The 23,102-nt window shown below is 45.2% G+C and carries 19 protein-coding genes; 12 read left to right on the top strand and 7 right to left on the bottom strand.

Features of this window, described 5'->3' with window-relative positions:
- The first annotated feature begins 13 nt into the window (after nt 1–13).
- The 3 genes from HPY27_RS09790 (at nt 14) to HPY27_RS09780 (ending at nt 3,070) form a co-directional block, all read left to right on the top strand.
- Complete coding sequence (locus HPY27_RS09790; protein ID WP_017247778.1) at nt 14–1,204, top strand: HlyD family secretion protein; 1,191 nt, start codon at nt 14–16, stop codon at nt 1,202–1,204.
- Nucleotides 1,194–2,372 (top strand): ABC transporter permease, encoded by a 1,179-nt coding sequence (locus HPY27_RS09785; protein WP_173624257.1) that lies wholly within the window; start codon nt 1,194–1,196, stop codon nt 2,370–2,372. The genes HPY27_RS09790 and HPY27_RS09785 overlap by 11 nt, the downstream gene beginning before the upstream one ends.
- 185 nt (nt 2,373–2,557) lie before the next feature.
- The gene (locus HPY27_RS09780) at nt 2,558–3,070 is read left to right on the top strand and encodes a DUF3907 family protein (RefSeq protein WP_174224864.1); all 513 of its coding nucleotides are present in this window, start codon (nt 2,558–2,560) and stop codon (nt 3,068–3,070) included.
- 30 nt (nt 3,071–3,100) lie between these two features.
- Here HPY27_RS09780 and HPY27_RS09775 read toward each other — a convergent pair whose 3' ends face one another.
- Nucleotides 3,101–3,280 (bottom strand): anti-repressor SinI family protein, encoded by a 180-nt coding sequence (locus tag HPY27_RS09775; RefSeq protein ID WP_173624259.1) that lies wholly within the window; start codon nt 3,278–3,280, stop codon nt 3,101–3,103.
- A 197-nt stretch (nt 3,281–3,477) separates the two neighbouring features.
- Nucleotides 3,478–3,807, bottom strand: coding sequence for a helix-turn-helix domain-containing protein (locus tag HPY27_RS09770; RefSeq protein WP_017247782.1), 330 nt, complete (start codon nt 3,805–3,807; stop codon nt 3,478–3,480).
- A 618-nt stretch (nt 3,808–4,425) separates the two neighbouring features.
- Here HPY27_RS09770 and HPY27_RS09765 point away from each other — a divergent pair.
- The 8 genes from HPY27_RS09765 to HPY27_RS09730 all read left to right on the top strand — a co-directional run bounded on the left by HPY27_RS09765 (nt 4,426) and on the right by HPY27_RS09730 (nt 15,547).
- Nucleotides 4,426–5,268, top strand: a complete 843-nt coding sequence (locus tag HPY27_RS09765) for a hypothetical protein (protein WP_174224863.1) — start codon at nt 4,426–4,428, stop codon at nt 5,266–5,268.
- 22 nt (nt 5,269–5,290) lie between these two features.
- The gene (locus HPY27_RS09760) at nt 5,291–6,694 is read left to right on the top strand and encodes a glycosyltransferase family 2 protein (RefSeq protein WP_174224862.1); all 1,404 of its coding nucleotides are present in this window, start codon (nt 5,291–5,293) and stop codon (nt 6,692–6,694) included.
- A gap of 26 nt (nt 6,695–6,720) precedes the next feature.
- Complete coding sequence (locus HPY27_RS30580; protein ID WP_017247785.1) at nt 6,721–7,533, top strand: response regulator transcription factor; 813 nt, start codon at nt 6,721–6,723, stop codon at nt 7,531–7,533.
- A gap of 26 nt (nt 7,534–7,559) precedes the next feature.
- Complete coding sequence (locus tag HPY27_RS09750) at nt 7,560–8,921, top strand: nucleotide sugar dehydrogenase (RefSeq protein WP_174224861.1); 1,362 nt, start codon at nt 7,560–7,562, stop codon at nt 8,919–8,921.
- 44 nt (nt 8,922–8,965) lie between these two features.
- Nucleotides 8,966–10,798: a glutamine--fructose-6-phosphate transaminase (isomerizing) gene (gene glmS / locus HPY27_RS09745; RefSeq protein WP_174224860.1), complete on the top strand. Its 1,833-nt coding sequence runs from the start codon at nt 8,966–8,968 to the stop codon at nt 10,796–10,798.
- A 110-nt stretch (nt 10,799–10,908) separates the two neighbouring features.
- A complete protein-coding gene (locus HPY27_RS09740) occupies nt 10,909–11,067 on the top strand; it encodes a YwzD family small protein (RefSeq protein WP_017247788.1) in 159 nt (52 codons plus the stop codon).
- 22 nt (nt 11,068–11,089) lie between these two features.
- Nucleotides 11,090–12,466, top strand: coding sequence for a bifunctional UDP-N-acetylglucosamine diphosphorylase/glucosamine-1-phosphate N-acetyltransferase GlmU (gene glmU, locus HPY27_RS09735; RefSeq protein ID WP_174224859.1), 1,377 nt, complete (start codon nt 11,090–11,092; stop codon nt 12,464–12,466).
- A gap of 39 nt (nt 12,467–12,505) precedes the next feature.
- Nucleotides 12,506–15,547: a hypothetical protein gene (locus HPY27_RS09730; protein WP_174224858.1), complete on the top strand. Its 3,042-nt coding sequence runs from the start codon at nt 12,506–12,508 to the stop codon at nt 15,545–15,547.
- A 129-nt stretch (nt 15,548–15,676) separates the two neighbouring features.
- Here HPY27_RS09730 and HPY27_RS09725 read toward each other — a convergent pair whose 3' ends face one another.
- The 5 genes from HPY27_RS09725 to HPY27_RS09705 all read right to left on the bottom strand — a co-directional run bounded on the left by HPY27_RS09725 (nt 15,677) and on the right by HPY27_RS09705 (nt 21,222).
- Nucleotides 15,677–17,077, bottom strand: a complete 1,401-nt coding sequence (locus HPY27_RS09725; RefSeq protein ID WP_017247790.1) for a S8 family peptidase — start codon at nt 17,075–17,077, stop codon at nt 15,677–15,679.
- Between the two features lie 85 nt (nt 17,078–17,162).
- Nucleotides 17,163–17,933: a Cof-type HAD-IIB family hydrolase gene (locus HPY27_RS09720; RefSeq protein WP_017247791.1), complete on the bottom strand. Its 771-nt coding sequence runs from the start codon at nt 17,931–17,933 to the stop codon at nt 17,163–17,165.
- Between the two features lie 111 nt (nt 17,934–18,044).
- On the bottom strand, nt 18,045–19,160 hold the full coding sequence (locus HPY27_RS09715; protein ID WP_174224857.1) for an ABC transporter ATP-binding protein: 1,116 nt from the start codon (nt 19,158–19,160) through the stop codon (nt 18,045–18,047).
- Nucleotides 19,161–19,272: 112 nt separating this feature from the next.
- The gene (locus HPY27_RS09710) at nt 19,273–20,280 is read right to left on the bottom strand and encodes a PucR family transcriptional regulator (protein WP_106836675.1); all 1,008 of its coding nucleotides are present in this window, start codon (nt 20,278–20,280) and stop codon (nt 19,273–19,275) included.
- Nucleotides 20,281–20,322: 42 nt separating this feature from the next.
- A complete protein-coding gene (locus HPY27_RS09705; protein ID WP_026043001.1) occupies nt 20,323–21,222 on the bottom strand; it encodes a metallophosphoesterase in 900 nt (299 codons plus the stop codon).
- A gap of 160 nt (nt 21,223–21,382) precedes the next feature.
- Between HPY27_RS09705 and acsA the strand changes: the two genes are divergently transcribed.
- Complete coding sequence (gene acsA, locus HPY27_RS09700) at nt 21,383–23,098, top strand: acetate--CoA ligase (protein WP_026043002.1); 1,716 nt, start codon at nt 21,383–21,385, stop codon at nt 23,096–23,098.
- The last annotated feature ends 4 nt before the right edge of the window (nt 23,099–23,102 follow it).

The raw sequence follows: 23,102 nt of genomic DNA, 5'->3' as shown, positions 1-23,102 counted from the left end.
GAGGAGAAGACAGATGAACAAACGTGCATGGATCGGTATAGGTAGCTTTGTAGTCAGTATTGCAGTACTTGGAACCGTATTGTTTGGTTCAAATGTGAGTAGCATGGCTGGTAAGAACTCAACGAAATTAGCAGGTGTAATCGAGGGAACAGAGGTAGATCTCTCTTTTAAAATGGGTGGTTCCATCGAACAGCTCTCCCTAAAAGAAGGAGACGAAGTAAAGGCAGGGCAAGTCGTTGCCACGCTAAACAGCGCAGAGATTCTCGCGAAGAAAGAGCAGGCTGAAGCTGCTTACAAGCTCTCTCTCGTCAAGCTTGATCAGGCGAAAAAAGGAGTATCCGTGACAGATAACTCCAGCAATGCTCAAGTCGACCAAGCAAAAGCAGCAGTCAGCTCGGCGCAAGCGCAGCTTGACGCGAACAAAAATGGAGCGCGTTCAGAAGAAATTACGCAGCTCAAAGCGAAATTACAAGCAGCACAAACTTCGAATCAAATTGCCGCGACGAATTTGGAACGAATGAAAAAATTAATGGCGGAGGGTGCCGTTCCACAAGTGAAAGTGGAAGAGGCGCAGATGCAAGCAGACAAGGCGCAAGCGGAGTTTAAAGCAGCAGAAGAACAGTTGAAAATGGCTCAAACTGGTTCGCGCAAAGAGCAGGTCGATGCCGCACAAGCACAACTGGATCAAGCAAAAGCTGCATACAACCAAGCTGTAGCAGGGAGAGGCCAAGTAGGCTTGAAGGAGCTGGATGTTAAATCCGCAGAAGCGAACGTCATGCAGGCAAAAGGTGCGCTGGCTGAAATGGAAGCCTATGTGAACAACACCAAGCTGTCAGCTCCAGTTGACGGTATTGTAAAAGCAGTTGCCGTTCAAAAGGGAGAGCTGGTTTCGCAAGGTTTCACCGTTTTGACGCTCCAAACGAAATCAGACAACTATGTCAAATTTTATGTGAATGAATACATGCTCGCGAATGTGAAAACAGGCGATCAAGTGAAATTGTTTGTCCCAGCTCTGAACAGAGAAGTAGACGCCAAAGTGGTTACTGTAGCTCCTGCTGCTGACTTTGCCGTAAAAAAAGCGACACAAGAACTCGGTGATCGTGACATTCGTTCCTTCCAAGTGAAGTTGTTGGTGTCCGATCCGGAATTGCGTCCAGGCCTGACAGTTGAGTGGCAACTCGAAGGAGCTGGTAATGGTGAATAGTTTCTCTCACCTGTTCTGGAGCGAATGGAAAAATCTTTTTGCAAACAAAACCATTCGTAATATTCTCTTCCTCGTTCCGCTGATTTATTTAACAATGTTCGGTTTTCTGTACAGTGAGAAAAAAGTGATGGAGATCCCTACTGTGATGGTGGATGCCGATCAAACAGAATTGAGTCGTGAGCTCTATCGCGCCTTTGAGGTTGATCATACATTTCGGATCACGTCCGTTGTAGGAACAGAAGAAGAAGCAATGAAATTGGTTGACAAGGGCGAAGCAAATATCGCCCTGATCATTCCTGCTGGATTAGAAAAGGATGTGAAGGCTGGGAGAGAGGCAGAGGTACTGACTGTTATCGACGGCAGCAACATCATGATTTCGAATACGGCAGTTCGAGCGGCGAATACTGCGATTAAATCTGTTTCAGCAGGAACCACGCTGAAGAAGATGGAAGCAATTGGCGGATGGGGAGAAAAAGGGAAAAACATGTTTACGGGTATCGACTATCGATACAGAGTGCTGTATAACCCGACCTTCAGCTATTTGTCCTTCATGGTATTCGGACTCGCAGGTACAGTGCTACAGCAAGTGCTGTTTCTTGGAATCGTATTGTCGGTTGCCCAACAAAAAGAAGAGGGTACCTGGAAGGATACACTCTCTCGCCATAGCTTCTTCGCGATCACGGCGAGCAAATTGTTGCCGTACTTTCTGGCAGGAACCCTCAACATGTTCCTAGCGTTTACATTGATGTTAAAAGGTTTCGATATCCCTTATTACGGAAGCACGTTCGACCTGATGCTACTGGCTACCATGTTTAACTTGGCGGTATTGGCTATTGGTTATGCCATCTCCTTTGTGTCCAGCAGCCAGCTCCAAGCTACTCAGATCGGGATGATGATTGCAGTACCTTCGTTTATGTTATCTGGCTATACTTGGCCACTCATGTCGATGCCGACTGGAATTGTCGCGATTGCAAAATCTTTGCCGCTGACGTATTTCTTGAATGGTGTCAGAGAGATTTTGACGAAGGGACATGGTCTGTCAGCTGTCATGAATGACTTTGTCGTTCTCGGCTTCATGACTCTCATCGGGTTGTTCGCTGCCTATCTCATTTATTTGTTGCAGATAAGGAAAATGAAGGGAAAAGTTAGTGAGCAAACGGCGGTTTAAATGGCAATTGAATAGGAAAACTTGGCTACGCTAAACCTTTGGCGTAGCCTTATTTGCGCTTATACGATGCTATCTATCATCTTGTGAAGCGGTCTGGTTGTATAAAAATAACCCTTGTGTAATAAATAATCTTTCCTTTATACTTATTATAAAAAAGGCAGATTCTTCAACATTAGGGGGACTTTATGTCAGCGACTCATCTAAAGCAATTGTGCGAGGAGACGTACACCAAGTTGAAAAAGGTCAGCATGGAAGTGGAACGTTTTTTGAATCAGGTTACTCTAGCTGGTCTCGTATCCACGTCAGGTGATCCTGAAGAATTTGAAACGTATTACCGTAACTATCTTTCCGACTTGCGCCACCTTTTGGTTTACTGCGAAAATGCATACGAAAGGCTGGGAGTATCCCTCCGGCGCGCACGATTTCATGAGGAGTTTGCCGAGGAAGTATTGTATCAGGTCTACCATACCTGTATAAATAACTTCTATTATCCCAAAGGTGAGGTTTACGAAGAAGATGCGCGATTGGCCTATACGGGTCAGGACTGTATCGTTTTCCGCAAGCAGGTTACCCCTGAATTGCAGCAGTTGACCTTGTCCCTGTCCAGAGTGTTCGAACAGATGCGTAATGATTTGCAATATTACGAGTCAGACTATATCGCGAAAAAGCAGATGCAAAATGAGAAAGCACAGGTCTAATAAACCTGTGCTTTTTCCATGATTTTCGAATTAGTAAGGAACCCTGTAGGAAGTCCTATTATAATCATTTTTCTCCTCCTCTAAAGAAAGAGGAGCGTTCACGAGAAAAAAACGAATTTCCTCAATAGATATCCCCATTTTGCGTGCAGTAAATATAAGATCAATCCATTCTTTATCCAGGGGATCTTTAGGAGATGAAGTGGTTTTCATGTTCGTTCCTCTTTACCCTCCTTTTGTAAAAAACAAATAAAATACCCAAAAAATGGTTGAAAAAAATAGAAGGTAAAAAGCTTATATGAGAAATAATACTTAATTCAGTTTCAGATGTAAATCTTGTATTTGTGACTTTTGTTTTAAATTATTGCAAAAAATAAAGAGCCATCACTATACCAGTGCTGGCACCAATTTTATTTATCTCGATTGATTCGCCATTTATTGTACTCTAAAAACTCTCGAAACTGTTCTTTACTTACCCCGGATTTCATAGCCTCTTCGATCAGCTCATACCATTCTTCATCAACATTCTCAATGGAAGGAATCTCTTTATCCTGAAGCAATGTGTCTACCGTCACATTTAATACTAGTGCAATTTTCTCAAGAAATTGAATCGAAGGATTACGCTGAATGCCGCGCTCGATTGAGCTTAGATAAGACTTGGCGACACCAGCGCGCTCAGCTAAATCAGAAAGAGAAAGGCTTTTGTCTATTCTAAGCTGCTGGATACGCGAGCCGATCATGTCATAGCCACCCCTTTAAATCTCTTCATTTATTATAACGGCAAAATAACTGGAACACAACTTTTTATGGGACTAGTCCTGTGTCGTTTGGCTCATTTATACAGTATAAGTTTACTGGAAATGCCAAAAAATTACTTTCCTACTAGATGATACGATGGGTCGGCATGGCTTAGTATCTATATCTTTAGTTGTTCTTTATAAGAAACGTAATGTTCGTTATTAATGTCGAGAAAATGCGAGATATTCAGACGATATTCTACAATAAAGTCGATTTTCGGCTATTTTTGGCCTATTTTTAGAGGAAATTGATATTTTACATTCCGTTGTCCGTGCTGGATACTAATCCCAAGTTGTTCTTTATACAGAACGAAAAGTAAAATTTGTTCTTTATAAAGAAAATGAGAAGGGCGAAAGAAACAAGCCGGAACTACGTTTGCACCTGCCAATTTTAAAAGCAACATGGATAGGAATGCACAGAAAAACTTACAAAAAATTGGAGAGGAGAGATCCATTCTGCAAGCTAATTTGTCTGAAGCAGTTACGGTAATCTGTCTGTTATTTGTAATAATTATACTATTTTTTCTGGCAATCTTGGTGATTAAATCAAGGAACTTGTGGTTGGAAAGGAAAACAAACGTTTACGCTGGACAGTTTCAAGACTACTTCACCTATATCCAGTCGCACATGGACTCGCCGGAGAGACTGAACCCGCCTTACTGGCAATTAAATCGCTTGGAATTGCGCGTTCTGCAACAAAAACTCATTGAATGGATCGAATCACTTACAGGGAGCCACCAAAAGAAAATCATCGCACTTTGTGAGGATACAGGGCTCGTCAATCAAAATATCCAAAGGCTGTACAGTCGCTTCCATTGGATAAGAATTGACGCTGCCTATCATGTAGGAGCCATGCGATCTGGGGAAGCTGTACCAAGATTACTGCAATTGCTGCATACAAAAAAACTCGATCCCACCCATTTTATCATCGCGAGATCTATCTCGAAGTGTGCGAGAAATCTGGACGATGTAAGGAACATGTTATTTCTCCTCGTAAAGCATCGAAAAAGCAATTGCCATCTTGTCGTTGACATCATGAAAGAGACAGAGCTGGATTGTACTCCTTTATTGCTTGATTGTTTGCGAAGTACGGACAAGGATTTGATCAAAATTGCTTTGATTGGATGGACTGCTCCTTTAACTGCGGAGATTGCAGATTTGGTATATCGACAAATCGATTCGAGAGATAGGGAAGTACGGATCCAGGCAGTAAAGCTGCTATTCAAATATGATCCTGTATTGGCAGCCGAAGTGATTGAGTCCTTGATGAAGGCTAACGATACGGTAGTTTGTCAGGATGCTGAAATTGTTGAAATGTATACCGTGAACCAGGTGCGGTACAAAAAGCGGATGAATGAGGAAGAACAGTTGAACAAGAAAAATCGTTACGTTCATGCAGTGTAACTATAGCTGAAAGGAGACAAACATGAGGGACTTTTTGCAAGCATACGGGATCTTTGCTATTTATTACGTGATCGTTATTGAGACGCTCTATTTAACGATTCTATCCTTGTCCGTCAAAAATATATTTTCCATCATAAAAAGCTCTATGTATTCTCGCTTTCAGTCACTCTCTGGATCAGAGTATGCTCCGCAGATTTCGATTCTTGTTCCTGCTTATAACGAGGAATTGACTATTATCGAAAACGTTCGTTCCCTTCTTGCTCTGGATTATCCCAAGTACGAGGTCGTTGTTATTAATGACGGTTCAAACGACGAAACGTTGCAAGTTATGCTAAATGAGTTCCAGTTGACGCGTACGGAGCATGCGAAGGGTTCCGGAGTATTGGAAACATCTAAGGTACGAGGCGTTTATTACAATCCGCAGTATCCCAATTTATATATGATTGATAAGGAAAACGGAGGAAAAGCAGACTCACTAAACGCCGGAATTAATCTTTCCCATTATCCTTTGATTGCTTCCATCGATGCTGATTCGTTATTGGAAAAGGACGCATTGATCCGTATCGCCAAGGTATACATGGAAAACCCAGAAGAAACAGTCGCGATTGGTGGCATCGTCCGAATTGCAAACGGTTGTGAAATTGAAGATGGAATGGTAAAAAAAGTGAACCTTCCCAACAAAATTTTGCCCATGTTTCAATGTGTTGAATACTTAAAGGCATTCCTCGGAGGAAGGATCGGTTGGAGTTCGATCAACGGACTGATTATTGTGTCAGGTGCCTTTGGCGTATTTCGAAAAGATTTCGTTGTCCAAGCCGGTGGTTATCGAGGGGGATATCCCGGTGAGGACATGAACATTATCATCAAGCTGCATAAATATATGCTCGAAAAAAAACTTCCGTATCGTGTGGCTTTTTGTCCGGATGCCGTATGCTGGACGCAGGCTCCTGATACGCTGAAAATACTGGGTAGCCAGCGAAGGAGATGGGGACGTGGTAACCTAAAAAACATGCTGGAGTATGGCATTCATATAGTCGGCCGACCCAAGTATAAAGTAGTGGGATTGATTACCTTTCCCTATAACATTATCTTCGAAACTTTGAATCCTTATTTCAGGTTTACCGGTTTTTTAGCTCTGCTGGGATATACAGTCATGGACATGACCCAGTGGAGGCTCCTAGCTATCTATGCGTTGCTGAATCTCTTATTTGGTGTGTTGCTCGGGATCGGCTCCCTTTTTATCGAAGAGTTGGCCTTCAAACGTTACACAAGAGTTCGCGATAATTTCAAAATGTTGGCATTTCTCTTCTTCATGTTTTTGGGGTATCAGCAGTTAGGAGTCATTTGGAGATTTTTGGGACATATCGAATTTATGCGTAACAACAATACATGGGGGACCATGACAAGAACAAGCTGGAAAACATAGAGAAAAGGGCATAGGAGGGAGATAGTGTGAGTCAGATTGCAAAAGCATATTCGTTTCCTTTATTTCAAGCCTTTGAACATGTACTTACTTTCTATGAATCGAGTCAGTTGCCGTGCGGGATTATTCTGGCTGTAACGAATGGAAGCAATGAAGAAAAGGTCCAAAATTTGAAAATGTCTTTGGCAAAAGAAGAGGGACTTACCGATATCCATTGTTTTTACGACAAGCAAAGCAGCACGCTGGGAATCCTGTTAGGCGATCAAATGCTAAGTAATACTCACTTTCACTCTCTTTTCATCAAGGAACATTTACAGGCCCGACATATGTTGGCAGGTCCTGTATTCATCGCAAGCTTTCCTGAACAGGGGGAATCAGCAGCACAAATCCTAAGTGGTATGGTACAGGAGATTACTGCTGGTAAGGGAATCGCTGGTGACATTCACATATACGGCGGTAAAAGATCATCTGAAGCAAAGAAAAGTCTTTTGCTTGTTTCGCAAGATGAGACCGTGAATGAGTTTTTGCGCATCTATTTACAAAGAAAAGGCTACTGCATTTATTTGGCTGAAAACGGAAGAGAAGCACTGGAGCAATACCAGCGATTTTTACCAGACGCTGTCATCACCGATTTGAATTTGGCCATTGAGGACGGTTACCAGCTCATCAGCAAAATCAAGAAGAGCAATGCGGTTCCGCATAGTACGAAAATCGTGGTGTTAACCCACAAACGGTTGGAAGACGACAAGAAAAGATCATTCGAGCTAGGAGTCTCAGATTATATAGGGAAGCCATTTTCACCCGTAGACTTGGAAGCACGAGTGAGAAGTCTATTGTCTTAAACACAGAGAAAAGGGAGGAACAAAAAATGAGCTACTTCGCAAAGTTGAAGCAAAAAATGGAATCAAAAACCGTAAAAGTGGGGGTAATCGGGCTAGGATATGTTGGTCTGCCCTTGGCTATGGAAATGGCAAAAAGCGGTTTCTCTGTTTATGGCATCGATTTGGACCAACGAAAGGTGGAAACTTTGCTCGAAGGCAAGTCGTATATTCAGGACGTTCCGGACGAATTGGTCCAATCAAGCCTTTCTGCTCAACGATTCTTCCCGACCACTGATTACCGGGTGCTCAAGGAGCTTGATGCGGTCAGCATATGTGTTCCGACACCACTCAGTGAAAATCAAGACCCGGATACTTCCTTTATTAAGGGAGTCGTCCGAGAAATAATCAAATACAAAAAGAAAAACCTTTTGATCACCCTAGAAAGTACAACGTACCCAGGAACGACAGAAGAATTGATTCAATGGGAGTTCGAAAAGCTGGGCCTAACAGTCGGAAAGGATTTCTTCCTTTGCTTCTCTCCTGAGCGAGTAGATCCAGGTAATCATTCATTCAATACACATAATACGCCAAAAGTAATCGGGGGAACCACACCGAAGTGCTTAGAGCTGGGTGCCCTGCTGTATGGAAACCTAGTTACAAATGTAGTAACGGTTTCTTCACCAAAGGTAGCTGAAATGTCGAAATTATTGGAAAATACATTCCGGAGTGTAAATATTGCCTTTATCAATGAAATGGCTTTAATGTGCGACAAAATGGGGATCAATGTGTGGGAGGTTATTAAAGCGGCTTCTACCAAACCGTTTGGCTATATGCCGTTTTATCCAGGCCCTGGAATTGGCGGACATTGCATTCCTCTTGATCCGATGTATCTCTCCTGGAAAGCAAAAGGATTCCGCTTTCATAGTAAATTTATCGAACTGGCGCAATCGATTAACGACAATATGCCGGACTATGTCATCAACAAGACTGCACAAGTACTGAATCTCTATGCAAAATCGATTAAAAACTCACGAATTCTTATTTTGGGGATGGCTTACAAACCTGATATCGATGATCTTCGTGAATCTCCGGGCTTGCATATATATGAGTTGTTCCAGGAAAACGGGGCACATGTAGATTACTACGATCCGTATGCACTAAGCTTTGTGGACAAACGTGGGAATACGGTCCGTTCCATTTCATATGACGTGGATCAAATGAAAAATTACGACTGCATGGTGCTCGTGACGAATCATAAGAGCTTTGACTATCAGAAGTTTGCTGACTTGGGAGTAGCCATCATTGATACACGAAATGCTTTTGACAGCATAACGGGTCAACACATTTACAAGCTGGGGAATCCGGCAAAGATGCACGTCGAGGAAGAACGATTCGTACTTCTGGCTTAACTTGAGAAACTGGCTGAAGATTACGTAACAGGGGAGGCAATCGTATGTGCGGAATTGTTGGATACATTGGTGAGGGGCAAGCCCAAAAAATCCTGACAAATGGTTTGCAGAAGTTGGAGTACCGCGGCTATGACTCGGCTGGTGTCGCGATATTTACCGGAGAAAAAATGAAGATTTGCAAATCGAAAGGACGACTGGCCGTTTTGGAAGAGCGGCTCGACCATTCTCCGATTCAAGGTTCTTTGGGAATTGGACATACGCGATGGGCCACACACGGTCGCCCATCAGACGAAAACTCACATCCGCATGCGGATGAATCGGGAAAGTTTTCTGTTGTCCACAACGGTATTATCGAAAACTATCTGGAAATCAAACAAGATCTTTTGGATCATGGGGTCACGTTTACATCGGAGACCGATACAGAAGTCATTGCTCATCTCATTGCTGTATTATACGAAGGCGATCTCATCGCTGCGGTTCAAAATGCAGTACTTCGGATGCGAGGGGCATATGCTCTCGGCGTTGTTTGCGAGTACGAGCCAGATAAAATAGTGGCAGTCCGATTGGCAAGTCCATTAATTATCGGGGTGGGCAAAGGAGAAAACTTCATTGGCTCGGATATCTCAGCCGTTCTTGAGCACACGCGTGATATTGTTATTTTGGAAGATGGGGAAATGGCAGTTCTTAAAAAAGACAGCGTTTCTCTCATGAAAGTGGAAACAAGCGAACCGCTTCAACGTGATTTATTCCGTGTAGATTGGAATGTGGAACAGACGGAGAAGGATGGTTTTGAACACTTCATGCTAAAAGAAATTTACGAACAGCCAAATGCATTCCGAAATACCCTGGTCAACCGGATTGACGAGGACGGAAAGCGTATTGTTTTGAAAGATTTGCAATTGCAGCCAGAACAAATCGAAGGCTTTGAGAAAATATTCATTGTAGCGTGCGGTACCGCCTATCATGCAGGGCTGATTGGCAAGCATGTGATTGAAGAATTGGCAAGGATACCGGTAGAGGTCGATGTCGCTTCAGAATTCAGATATCGACGCCCTATATTATCTGAAAAAACGCTGGTCATCGTCGTGAGTCAGTCGGGTGAAACGGCTGATACACTCGCAGCCTTGCGGGAAGGTCAGCGACTAGGAGCAAAGGTTTTGGCTATTACTAATGTTCAGGGCAGCTCTATTGCCCGTGAAGCTGATCATGTGCTTGCTACCTTTGCTGGACCGGAAATTGCTGTCGCTTCAACGAAGGCGTACACCTCACAGGCAATCGTTTTCTATCTGCTCGGATTGTATCTGTCTCAAGTGAAGGGGACTCTTGCGGAAAACGAGAGAGAATTCATGATTGCCCATCTGAGACAGTTGCCGGAACAGGCTGAAAAGGCACTCCTGCATGCGGATGAGATTCGTGTTTATGCCGAATCCATAAGAAATCACACCAGCCTGTTCTTTATCGGTCGAGGCATTGATTATGCTGTGGCACTGGAAGGGTCCCTAAAGCTGAAGGAAATTTCCTACCTTCACTCAGAGGCATACGCTGCGGGGGAATTGAAGCATGGTACGCTGGCTTTGATTGAAGAAGGTACTCCTGTCATTGCCTTGGTGACACAAAAAGAGCTGGAAGAAAAAATGGTTAGCAATATCACAGAAGTCAAAGCACGAGGTGGGAATGTGTTAGCGATCACGCTGGAAGGGAATGTCGAGCTGCACAGAAATGTAGATGACGTATGCTTTGTGCCTGCTACCTTGCCAGTGTTTACCCCCATTTTGTCCGTTATTCCGCTGCAATTGATCTCGTATTACACTTCACTGGCATTAGGCAATGATGTTGACAAACCACGGAATCTTGCCAAAAGTGTAACCGTTGAATAAGCAAAAATGATTTGGAAGAATCCCGGAACCGTCTGCTTATAGAGGTCGGGATTCTTTCCACATTTCGACTTGTTGGATTTACATTCATTCCGTAAGGGGCTGAAGTGTCCATGATGGATTCCACTGACCAAATTCTTGATCAAAAAACATTGATAGAGATCATGATTCAAGTTTACGAGAAAGGTCAACAGACAACAACAATGGGAACGCGAGAGATTGTCCAGGATCTTGTTAACAGAGTAAAGCCGTACTTCAATGAAGGCAAATAAGAGGATAGGATGGGAGGATCATATGAGTAGTCGTTATGCAATCGTATTGGCAGCGGGAAAAGGAACACGCATGAAATCTACGCGTTGCAAAGTGCTCCATGAGGTTTGTGGAAAATCGATGATTCAGCATATTTTCGACCGATTACATGCTCTTGGAATCCACGAGATTGTTTTGGTTGTCGGTCATGGAGCCGAGCAAGTAGAAAAGCAGATCGGTGCTTCGGTGTGCTATGCATACCAGCAAGAGCAATTAGGAACTGCCCACGCAGTGTTGATGGCGGCTGACCTGTTGCATAACAAACAGGGGACAACGATCGTGTTGAGCGGAGATACGCCATTGGTGAGGGAGAAAACGCTGGTGCAACTGCTTGAGCAGCATGAAACCCAACAAGCAGCCGCAACTGTATTAACTGCACGAGTAGACGACCCGGTAGGATATGGACGATTGATCCGCGACGCAAAGGGCTTTGTTAAACGGATTGTGGAGCACAAGGATGCAACGGCAGAAGAACGGCAAGTGTGCGAGATCAATACAGGCATGTATTGTTTCGACAACCAGAAGCTGTTTCAAGCTCTTTCCCGTGTGAAAAATGATAACGCTCAGAAAGAGTATTATTTGCCTGATGTTTTAAGCGTTTTAAAGGAGCAAAACGAACGGATTGCCGCTTACATGACCGATGATGCGGCAGAGGGGGGCGGCGTAAATGACAGAATCCAGTTAGCTGCTGCCGAGAGAGTGCTCCGTATGCGAATCAATGAGCATCATATGCAAAACGGGGTGACGATCATTGATCCAGCCACTACCTATATTGATGTAGATGTGAGTATCGGACCTGATACGGTTCTTCATCCGGGAACGTACCTCCGGGGGAAAACAATAATTGGACCCGCTTGTGTCATCGGACCGAATGCAGACTTAAGTGATTGCGTGGTAGGAGGTAAGGTAGAACTTCGTTACTCGAATGCATGTAATAGCACGATTCGTGACGGTGCAACGGTTGGCCCTTATGCCTATATTCGTCCAGGGTCAGATGTAGGTGAGGAGGCGAAGGTCGGAGATTTTGTGGAATTGAAAAATTCACGTCTCGGGAAAGGTGCAAAGGTTGCTCACCTCTCGTATATTGGTGATTCTGAAATTGGTGAACATGTAAACGTAGGGTGCGGTACAATCACTGTCAACTATGATGGCGTCCGCAAGCATAAAACGATCGTTGGCGATCACGCCTTTATTGGTTGCAATGCCAATTTGATAGCTCCAGTTACCATCGGGGAGGGTGCTTATGTAGCCGCAGGCTCTACGATCACAGATGATGTTCCGAACGACGCTTTGGCCATCGCCAGAGAACGCCAAAGCATCAAAGAGCAGTATGCCAAACGGTTGATGGCAACCCGAACATAATCGCAGTCAGTAGGAGGATGTCTTATTTTTACAGACAGCATGGAACCAGAACAGAATCGATCAAGTAAAAAAAAGCTACTGCTTGGTTTTTTGATCATCATCATACCAGTGATCGCAATCATCGCTTATTTGTATAGGACTCCGCCGATCATCGCGACCTGGATTTGGAATACGCAGCTTATTGTTACAGAAAGAGAAGAAATCATTGCATTTGCCAAGGAACATGGCGTCAATCTCATTTATTTGCATATTGACCAAGAAAATGTTGCCCATCAAGATTATCGTTCCTTTATTAAGGAAGCAAATGCATCTGGAATTGGCGTGGATGCTCTTGCAGGAGATCCGGTATGGTCTCTCGTTTCCAATCGAAAAAGTATTACCACCTTTTTAAATTGGGTTCAGACCTATAATAAATCAGCAGGAGAAGGTGAAAGATTTAGCGGCCTCCATCTCGATATTGAACCTCACGTACTACCCGAATGGAATGAGAACAAGGAAGTAATCAAAAACGAATGGGTAGCCAATATCGAGTACTTGTCCGCGGAAATCAAAAAGGACCAGGCTTTGGAGCTAAGTGTCGATATCCCGTTTTGGATGTACGAGCTGTCGCTGGCAGATAAATCGGAAACTGTCAGCAAATGGCTGGTCAGCACGCTAGATCATGTAACGTTAATGGCCTATCGCGACAGGGTAGAGGGACCGAACGGGGTATTGGAAATTGTAAATCCGATCATGAACGAGACTAACGATCAAAAAAACAAAGTGGTCGTAGGCCTTAACCTGCTGCAAAGCGCAGAGGGAGAAAACACAACCTTTTATGAGGAAGGGCATGGCGGATTGGAGGAGCAACTGGCCGTTCTCGAAGATAACCTCGAAGAATTTGGAGGCTACGCCGGATACGCCATCCATGATTACGAGAAGTGGAGGGAACTGGTCAAAAAAAGCGAAGCACAGATGGAAGCAAGCAAAGCGTCAAAACCGATGCCTGTATTTGAAGGTGAAGGCAAGAAGCTGGTTGCCAAAGTAGACGGTGGGGATATTGCTCTCTATACCGGGCAAGGCTGGGAACCCGTGTTTTGGGCGGGAATCAATCTGGGTGCAACGACACCAGGGCACTATCCTGGAGAGCTCTCCCCGACCCGCGAAGATTACTTGCGCTGGTTTTCGCAGATGAAGGAAATGAATAACAAAGTCGTCCGCATTTATACGATTCTACCTCCGATTTTTTATGAGGCTTTACATGAGTTCAACCAAAAACAGGAAGAGCCGCTGCTCTTGCTGCAAGGAATCTGGTCGCCGGATGAAGCACTGGCGGGTGAAGATCGAAAAGGACGGGATGCATTTACTCCCGAGATAACCAACGATTTTCGCCAAGAGATAAAAGACGCTGTACAAGTAGTCCATGGAGACGTGACTCTCCCAGAGCGGTACGGTCGTGCAAGCGGTGGATACCGAACAGATGTGTCGGAATACTTGGTAGGATGGATACTCGGTACAGAGTGGCATCCGTATACGGTACAGGTGACGAATGCCTCTCATCTGGACATGCCTCCTTACCAGGGAAAATATATCATGGCAACGGAAAAAGCGTCTCCTTTTGAAAGCTGGCTTGCCTTCATGCTAGATGATTTGGCTGAGGAAGAGATGAAATACGGCTGGCAGCATCCAGTATCGTTCACAAACTGGCTGACGACTGATCCTCTGTCGCATCCCAATGAGCCGCTGCCGCAAGAGGATATGGTCTCGATCGATCCGATGAATCTGAAAGCATCGGCGGAATGGACAGCCGGTTACTTTGCCGCTTATCATGTCTATCCGTATTACCCAGACTTTTTGCGATATGAGGAAAAGTACCAAAAGTACCGAGATTCCAGCGGCAAGATAGACCCGTATGCCGGATACTTGCGTGATCTGCGTGCCCACCATAAAGGAATCCCGTTGTTGGTTGCCGAATATGGCGTACCTAGCTCACGGGGAATGACTCATTATGGGCCTGCTGGACGGAACCAAGGAATGCATACGGAACAAGAGCAAGGCGAGATGAACGCCGATATGCTGCGCAATATTTATGAAGAAGGTTATGATGGCGCACTTTTATTCGCATGGCAGGATGAATGGTTCAAATTTACCTGGAATACGATTGACCTGGAGCTGCCTTGGGAGAGGAGGGCGATGTGGAACAATCCGTTGACGAACGAGGAAAAATTCGGCGTCATCGCGGTGGAACCGGGTAATTACGCCTCTGACCAGATCATCCTAGATGGGAAAACAGCAGATTGGGAAAAAAGACTTCAGCGAGTCAAACGTGCTTATCCGGGATTTGATCTATCTGTTTCACACGATGAAGCGTATTTGTTTCTCATGCTAAAGAAGAGCGAAGGAGATTGGGATTTCTCAAAGGACAGGGTGGACATTGGTTTTGATACGCTAAGTGGTGGGAGTCGAACTGCTGATAAAGTACCAGGTATTACATTTTCCCAAGAAATCGAATTTTTGTTGCGAATGCAAGGGGACAGCAATTCTCGCATTTTTGTCAATAGCGCCTATGATCAGCATAGTTGGCTATATGGGTACATCAAGGGAATGCTGCCTTGGGACGAGCGATATGATCAAGCAGATAGGGGCATATTCTTGCCATGGAAGCTGGCACTCAACAAAGCATTGTATTTACCGGAAACCAAGAAAACAGTACCTTTCGAAGAGCTGGAAGTGGGCATCATGAAGCCAGGGATTTCTGATCCGCAAGATCCGGCGTACAACTCACTGGCAGATTGGTATGCAAAGGGCAATGTTTTGGAAATACGCATTCCTTGGATGCTTTTGGGTTATACTGACCCGAGCAGCAAACAGGTTTGGAAATATCCGTATGAGGCGAATGGAATCGTACCAACCGAAAGTAAAGGTGTTGGAGTGGAAGTATTTGCACATTCCAATCAGAAGCCATTCTCGCGGGAAGCTTCCAAGCCACTCTTGTACCAATGGGACAAATGGGATCTACCAACGTACCATGAACGAAAAAAGCAAAGCTTTGAGATTCTGCGCAAAGCCTATGAAGCATATGATACGCCAAAGTTTGACTGAGTAACAAAAAAAGGTGGTCAACAGCCACCTTTTTTCTATTCGAACTGCACCGAAAATAAATATAAAAAAAGGCGTACAAACCTTGGATGGGTAAGTACGCTTTTTAGTTTACTGAAGTTATTACTGAACTTATTGCCCACCAAAGCGCAGTCGTTGAAAGAATTTATTAAGCAAGCCGCCGATTGTTTTCGGAGGTTGTTCTGTTTTGACTTGCTCGACCGGCTGGGCTTGGCGAAGGGCCTGGTTCACATTGATCATACCGTACCCGTATAACTGATCGTGCCCAGGAGCACCGAGGTCAGTCGAAGATTGTCTAATGAGATTCATCACATCTTTGGAATTCATATTGGGATGAATGGAACGGATGAGCGAAGCGAGTGCAGCGACATGAGGGCACGCCATCGAAGTACCTGATAGCGAGGCATAGTCGCTAGAAATGTACGTGCTCGGAATATCGACCCCAGGAGCAGATACATCCACATAATCACCAAAGTTGGAAAAATCAGCGCGTTCTTTACGATGATCGACAGCGGCAACGGCGAGAACTTCATCATAGGCAGCAGGAAAGCTAGGCTGATCACTCGCATCGTTTCCGGAAGCCGCGACTAACACGACATTTTTATCAAAGGCATAGCGACAAGCTTCCCGCAGAGCAGCAGAGGAGGTGTAGTTGCCTACACTCAAGTTGATGACATCCGCTCCGTTATCAGTCGCCCAATAAATGCCTTGTGCGATGTCCACGGCTGATCCCGAACCGTCTGCGCCAATGGCTTTGATCGGCATGAGCTTGCTTTTCCAGGACATCCCGGCTATACCATCTGCGTTGTTCGTTTTCGCGGCAATGACGCCCGAAACGTGGGTTCCATGACCATTATCATCCTCAGGTTTGTTACTACCATCCAAAACGTTGTAGCCTTTGACTAGCTTACCAGCAAATTCTGGATGCTTCATATCCACACCTGTATCGACGACTGCAACGATGACATCACTGCTGCCTTCGCTAACGTCCCAACTTTGCTCCATGCCAATCAGAGGAAGGTTCCACTGGTATTCTTTGTAATACGTATCGTTTGGTTTCACGTTCGGGAGTAAGAGGTAATTTGGCTCGGCAAATACGGAGTCAGGATGTTCAGCCAGTTTTTTCATGAGCTGCTTGGTAGTCATGCTCTTTGATTTGATAATGAGAAATTTGTCAAAATCACGTTTGATCTTGGCATCTAAAGAAGAAACGAGCTGATCAATTTTTTCTTGCTTGGGGCGTGGTGAAAAGCGCACGACGACTTCATTTTCTACATAATGACTGCGATCACGTTGGTTATGATGAAGCGTTTGAATATGGCTTTTTTTCTCCAGGTCACGACGAATGTCTTTCACCTGTTCAATGTAGTTAATACGAGGAATTCTCGCTTGAACCGATGTCACGCGGGGATGAGGTTCGCGCATTTCTTGTTCTGCATTCTGATTCATCCGATACGGGACAACTACGAGACCGACCAAGGCAACAACGGCAACAAAAGGCCAGACGCGCAAAAAAACTCACTCCCTCCAGTGCTGTTGTCTATAGCGTGCACATGAAGGGAGTGATTATGAAGGAAATAGCTTACAGTTAACGTGTCTAGATTAAACCAAGCTTTGCTAAGCCATGTTGGATGCCACTATCGTTTACGTGGCGCGTAATCATATTGGCGAACGGCTTCAGCTCTTCATGAGCATTACCCATCGCTACCCCCATGCCAACATAGGAGAGCATCTCTTTGTCGTTCAATCCGTCTCCAAACGCAACAGCATCCGCAGGAGTTAGTCCAAAATGTTTTAAGACGGCTTCAATTCCTTTTGCCTTGGAGCCATTTGGGGGCAAAATATCCATGCAGTGTTCATGCCAACGAATGTAAGAGACGTCATGGAATTCACCCGTATATCTCGATTCATCAGCGCCACAGTAAAGAAATGCTTGATAAATCGGCGTTTGCTCCCAATAGCGATGGTGATATGCCGGGGATTCCAGTCGCAACCAATCAAAAGACTCGATGATATGTGGGTGGTCCATGGCATTGGCATAGCAGTGATCTGCGCTCAAAAACACCATGGGATGGGAATGACCCTCAGCCATTTGTTCGAGCTTTGCCAATGTATCTGTAGCAATTGGCGTGTGATGGATGATCTTCCCTTCGCTCTTCACATACGACCCGTTAAAGCCCACGAATGTCTCAATGCCAAGCTGTTCAGCGATTGGCATCAAATGATAAGGAGCTCGGCCGGTTGCGATCGCGACATGGACACCGTTTTGTTTTAATGTTTGTACGGCGTCCACCGTTGTTTGTGGAATGATGTGATCGGTGTTCAGTAAGGTTCCGTCAATGTCAAAAAAGACGATTTGATAAGCCACTTCTTATCCGCTCCTCTCCACGCTACCTCTAGTTGTTCTCTCTATAAAAAGGTTTTGCACAAAAAAATAGGAAAAGGAATGCCGGATGGGACACTCCTTCTCATATCGCTATTAGAATACAGCTACTTCTGTCTCGCTGTCAAACACATGACATTTGGCAAGATCCATCGCTAGTTTTACCTTCATCTTTGGTTTTAGCGCTTCACGAGAATCCACGCGCGCTACCATCTGGGTATCCCCGATATTGTGGAAATAGACGTACAATTCGGAACCCATGTTTTCTACGACTTCAACTTCTGCTTCCAGCGAGCTCTCAAATGGATTTGCTTCCATAAAAGAAGCGTCGCTGTAAATGTCCTCAGGGCGAATACCAAAAATAACCTGATTGTTTACATAACCTTTTTCCCGTAAAGTCTTTGCTTTATCTTCTGGGAAGCGTACATGAATATTTTGCGCATCAAAATAGAGTGCGCCGTCTTTCTCGGAAAGATTCCCTTTCACAAAGTTCATCGCAGGCGAGCCGATGAAGCTCGCTACAAACAGATTGACTGGATGATTGTAGATTTCAGTCGGGGTTGCCACTTGTTGGATAAGGCCGTCCTTCATGACGACGATCCGGTCTCCCATGGTCATGGCTTCTGTTTGATCGTGCGTCACATAAATGATCGTGGTATTCAAACGTTGATGCAGTTTCAAAATTTCCGTGCGCATTTGTACACGCAGCTTCGCATCGAGGTTGGACAACGGTTCATCCATCAAAAATACTTGCGGTTCCCGTACGATCGCGCGACCCAATGCGACACGCTGTCTTTGTCCCCCTGACAGCGCTTTTGGCTTGCGGTCTAGCAAATGCGAAATATCAAGGATTCGAGCTGCATCTTGAATTCGCTTATCAATATCGGTTTTGGAGAATTTGCGCAATTTCAGGCCGAAAGCCATATTCTCGTATACATTCATATGCGGATAGAGTGCATAGCTTTGAAAAACCATGGCGATGTCGCGATCTTTGGGAGCCACATCGTTGACACGGCGATCGCCTATGTATAAATCACCTTCCGAAATCTCTTCCAGACCTGCAATCATGCGCAGCGTGGTAGATTTTCCACAACCAGATGGTCCGACTAGAACGAGGAATTCGCGATCTTGAATTTCCAAGTGAAAATCGTCAACTGCCGTAACGTTGTTTCCATATCGTTTATAAATGTGGGAAAGACTTACCTTTGCCATGAAAAAGGCACCTCCTCGGGTTTGTGAAGAGAGCAAATTCTTTGATGACTGTAAGGATAGGGTACCAATTCACTTGCAAGCTGGATACGGACAGTATATACAAAATGTTTTGTTAATTTTGACGAAAGAGAAGGTAGAGCTGAAGCATGACGGCATCAGGAAACAATCGCGGGTCTAATCCGGTTTGTTCCGTCAGCTTGTCCAATCGATACAACAGGGTATTCCGGTGAAGGAAAAGCTGCCGTGCTGTATCGCTTACATTCAATTGTCTGGCGAACAACGTATCTAATGTTTCCAATTGTTCATCTGTCATGTGCGGAATGGTTATGGCAGCGGCCAGCTCGTTGGCGATAGCGGCTGCTATTTCTTTTGGGAGAGAAGCTGCCCATCGTTCTAACGGATAAGACCAGTCCCCAGCGACCATCATTTGTGGTCGATAGGATTGAAGGGCACGGGCGAGTGATAATTGCCGTAAAAGAGTGTCGCCCAATGCAAGTGGACTCGTGAGTGGCGATCCGACAACAAGGCGAACGGACTCCATCCATTCCATCGAAATGAGATCATGCAGGCCTGATGCCCACTCCAAAAGTTCTGAAGCCATTTTTTGATGATCGAGCATGGAGACAGGGACGATTAGAAGGGCATGTGTTTGTGTCAACGGAATGAAATCAGGTAATCCTTCAAAAAAATCATGCAACAAGGGCTGCAAGGAATCCCATTCTCCCTTGCGATCCGGTCTGCATCGCTCTAATAAAAAGGAGACGCGCGCTTCTTTCCACGGCCATTTTGCTTCCAGTTGAGCAGGGATTGCAACAGGAGAGCCAGAGACAATGCCCAAGAGCCAATTGGATATCTGTTTTGGGAGGGGAAGCGTTGCTGGATCATCCACATGAGGAAAAATCAGATCCAACAACGCTCGGGCTGAAGTATGCCATGATGCCGTTTCGATAAGGATCAATGTCATCACACCGTTACTCGAATGGAGGGCTACTTGCTCCCAGCCATTTTTTAGCCAATCCTGCTGGGCTTGTGCTGTTTCTATTTGTGAGACTTGTACATATTCGATAGGTAAATTTGTCGCTTGTCGGATGTGCTCGACATCTCTCTTCCATTTTTCCACAAGGTGACCCCCATCTCGACACGAAAGTAAGGCTATTATACCTTAGTCGAGGGCGAGCGTGGCAGCTGTTTCTTGTAGAGCAACAGCTGGAGCGGCCATCTCGTTGAATGGAGCATCACTGCCCAATACATGCAACGTAATCTCGGGACGGGAACGCAGACGGATGTTTGCCCCTGTTTGCCCCAGGCCCTCACTGATGTAAAAGGGTCGACCATCCATCTCGTGAAGACCTTTCACGATATTCAGCTTAGGCAGTTTCCCCATCGTTGCGAGATGAAAGGGGCGAGGCCAATGGATCTGTCCTCCGTGAAAATGCCCTGACAACAAATAATCGTAAGCATACTCTTTCATGTGCAAAACGATATTAGGATCATGTGTTAAGACGAGCCTTGCTCCTGTCTCGGGTACACCGAAGAAAGACTTGGCCAGGTTGCTATGGCGCGTGCTGAAATCATCCACACCTATAATGTGTAGGGGCTGCCCCTTGTGATAGACAGTTTCATTTTCGTTAATAAGAACACGACAGCCAATACGTTCTAACTCTGATTTCAACTGTGCGAGCTTGAAAGGGGTAAGAACATAGTCGTGATTGCCAAAAACTACAAAAATTCCGAGTGCTGGCTGTAATTGCTGGAGGCATTGTACAAAAGCAACTGCCTTCGGAATGTTTATTTCACGGTCAAGCAAGTCACCAGTAATGGCAATCAGGTCTACCTGTCGCTGCGAAAAGTCAGCGACAATGCGCTGGGGCAGTACAGATAAGTTTTCCATGTGCAAATCAGACAAATGTAAGATGGAAACCGGCTCAAACTCATGCGGTTGTTGAAGGTGCCGGGATTTTTGTAAGGGTATCGCTACTTCTTTTATTTGAACATCAAATGTATTGCGATAGGCTCGAAAAAGCAACAAGGCGATAGCCCCAAGTAACATAAGCCAGAACATCATGGACAGCCATCTCCTTTGCAGTAGAGTACCGTCATTATACAAGAAAATGTTCGCAATCGAATAAGTAGGTTCTGGTAGGAGGAATTACTCGAAAAGTGTAGAAATATTATGAATGTTGTGTAGTGAGAAAAACGATGTTGAGTGGGAGAGTGAAGACATGAACGTGGAGAAAATTCCAGCAACGGAAGGCCCTTTTAATCTGGAAAATTATGACGAAACATATGCGAGTTTTGATTGGTCGGATGTGGAGAAGCAATTTTCTTGGTATGAGACTGGGAAAGTGAACATGGTGTACGAAGCCATTGATCGACATCTCGCTACTGATCGGAAAGACAAAATCGCTTTGATGTACAGTAATGCGACGAGAGACGAGACTTATACTTTCGCGCAATTAAGCGAGTTATCCAATAAATTCGGAAATGTTTTGCGGAATCTGGGCATTGCGAAAGGGGACCGCGTATTCGTCTTTATGCCGCGTTCGCCCGAGCTTTATGTAAGCGTTTTAGGCACGATTAAGGTTGGCGCAATCGTAGGTCCGCTGTTTGAAGCGTTCATGGAAGCGGCTGTGCGTGATCGTTTGGAAAATAGCGAAGCCGTTGCGATTGTTACGACACCTGCACTCTTGCCACGCATTCCAGTAAGCGACCTGCCTGCATTAAAACACGTGATTGTTGTAGGGGCAGAAGAGGAGCTAAAAGAAGGTCACATCAGCTTTGAAAAAGCAATGGAAGAAGCCTCCACCGAGCTGGAAATCGAATGGGTTGATCGTGAGGATGGAATGATCCTGCATTACACCTCAGGCTCAACGGGCAAGCCAAAGGGTGTTCTGCATGTTCACAATGCCATGATCCAGCACTACCAAACTGGAAAATGGATTCTCGACTTGCAAGAGGATGATATTTATTGGTGCACAGCAGATCCAGGCTGGGTAACGGGTACTTCTTACGGCATTTTTTCTCCTTGGTTGAATGGAGCAACGATTGTCGTACGTGGCGGACGTTTTACTCCCGAAGACTGGTATAAAGTCATTGAGAAAAACAAAGTATCCATTTGGTTCAGTGCTCCGACTACGTTCCGCATGTTCATGGGGGCAGGGGATGAACTCGTCAAGCAATTTGACTTATCCAGTCTGCGTCACGTCCTGAGCGTTGGCGAACCACTCAATCCTGAAGTCGTTCACTGGGGTATGCGCGTGTTCAATCAACGCATTCACGACAACTGGTGGATGACGGAAACAGGTGCGCAGCTGATTTCTAACTATCGCTGTATGGCGATCAAGCCTGGATCGATGGGTAAGCCGTTCCCAGGTATTTATGCAGCGATTATTGACGACCGTGGAAATGAGCTGCCACCGAATCGAATGGGGAATCTGGCTATCCGTACAGGTTGGCCATCCATGATGAGACAAATCTGGAACAACCCAGCGAAGTACGAAGAATACTTCAGCATTCCAGGCTGGTACGTGTCCGGGGATTCTGCATACAAGGATGAAGAAGGTTACTTCTGGTTCCAAGGCCGTATTGATGATGTGATCAATACTTCCGGTGAGCGAGTCGGTCCGTTTGAAGTAGAGAGCAAGCTCGTGGAGCATCCAGCAGTAGCGGAAGCAGGCGTCATTGGCAAACCAGATCCGGTACGTGGTGAGATTATCAAAGCGTTCATCTCGCTGCGAGCTGGCTATGAGCCAAGTGAAGCGTTGATGGATGAAATTCGCAAGTTTGTGAAAGAGGGGCTGGCTGCACATGCTGCTCCTCGTGAAATCGAATTCCGCGACAAGTTGCCAAAAACGCGTTCCGGAAAAATCATGCGCCGTGTCTTGAAAGCATGGGAATTAGGTCTACCGACGGGTGACCTGTCTACCATGGAAGATTAATCAC

This window comes from Brevibacillus sp. HB1.1, from assembly GCF_013332445.1.
GTDB classification, from domain to species: Bacteria; Bacillota; Bacilli; order Brevibacillales; family Brevibacillaceae; genus Brevibacillus; species Brevibacillus porteri.
Note: the sequence above shows the minus strand (reverse complement) of the source record. Positions and strands in the feature narration are given on the sequence as shown.

Coding starts and splice junctions, on each gene's coding strand:
- acsA (WP_026043002.1), top strand. CDS start 21,383: ATGAACGTGGAGAAAATTCCAGCAACGGAAGGCCCTTTTAATCTGGAA.
- HPY27_RS09780 (WP_174224864.1), top strand. CDS start 2,558: ATGTCAGCGACTCATCTAAAGCAATTGTGCGAGGAGACGTACACCAAG.
- HPY27_RS09730 (WP_174224858.1), top strand. CDS start 12,506: ATGGAACCAGAACAGAATCGATCAAGTAAAAAAAAGCTACTGCTTGGT.
- HPY27_RS09740 (WP_017247788.1), top strand. CDS start 10,909: ATGATGGATTCCACTGACCAAATTCTTGATCAAAAAACATTGATAGAG.
- HPY27_RS09715 (WP_174224857.1), bottom strand. CDS start 19,160: ATGGCAAAGGTAAGTCTTTCCCACATTTATAAACGATATGGAAACAAC.
- HPY27_RS09760 (WP_174224862.1), top strand. CDS start 5,291: ATGAGGGACTTTTTGCAAGCATACGGGATCTTTGCTATTTATTACGTG.
- HPY27_RS09750 (WP_174224861.1), top strand. CDS start 7,560: ATGAGCTACTTCGCAAAGTTGAAGCAAAAAATGGAATCAAAAACCGTA.
- HPY27_RS09770 (WP_017247782.1), bottom strand. CDS start 3,807: ATGATCGGCTCGCGTATCCAGCAGCTTAGAATAGACAAAAGCCTTTCT.
- HPY27_RS09785 (WP_173624257.1), top strand. CDS start 1,194: ATGGTGAATAGTTTCTCTCACCTGTTCTGGAGCGAATGGAAAAATCTT.
- glmU (WP_174224859.1), top strand. CDS start 11,090: ATGAGTAGTCGTTATGCAATCGTATTGGCAGCGGGAAAAGGAACACGC.
- HPY27_RS09705 (WP_026043001.1), bottom strand. CDS start 21,222: ATGTTCTGGCTTATGTTACTTGGGGCTATCGCCTTGTTGCTTTTTCGA.
- glmS (WP_174224860.1), top strand. CDS start 8,966: ATGTGCGGAATTGTTGGATACATTGGTGAGGGGCAAGCCCAAAAAATC.
- HPY27_RS09775 (WP_173624259.1), bottom strand. CDS start 3,280: ATGAAAACCACTTCATCTCCTAAAGATCCCCTGGATAAAGAATGGATT.
- HPY27_RS09790 (WP_017247778.1), top strand. CDS start 14: ATGAACAAACGTGCATGGATCGGTATAGGTAGCTTTGTAGTCAGTATT.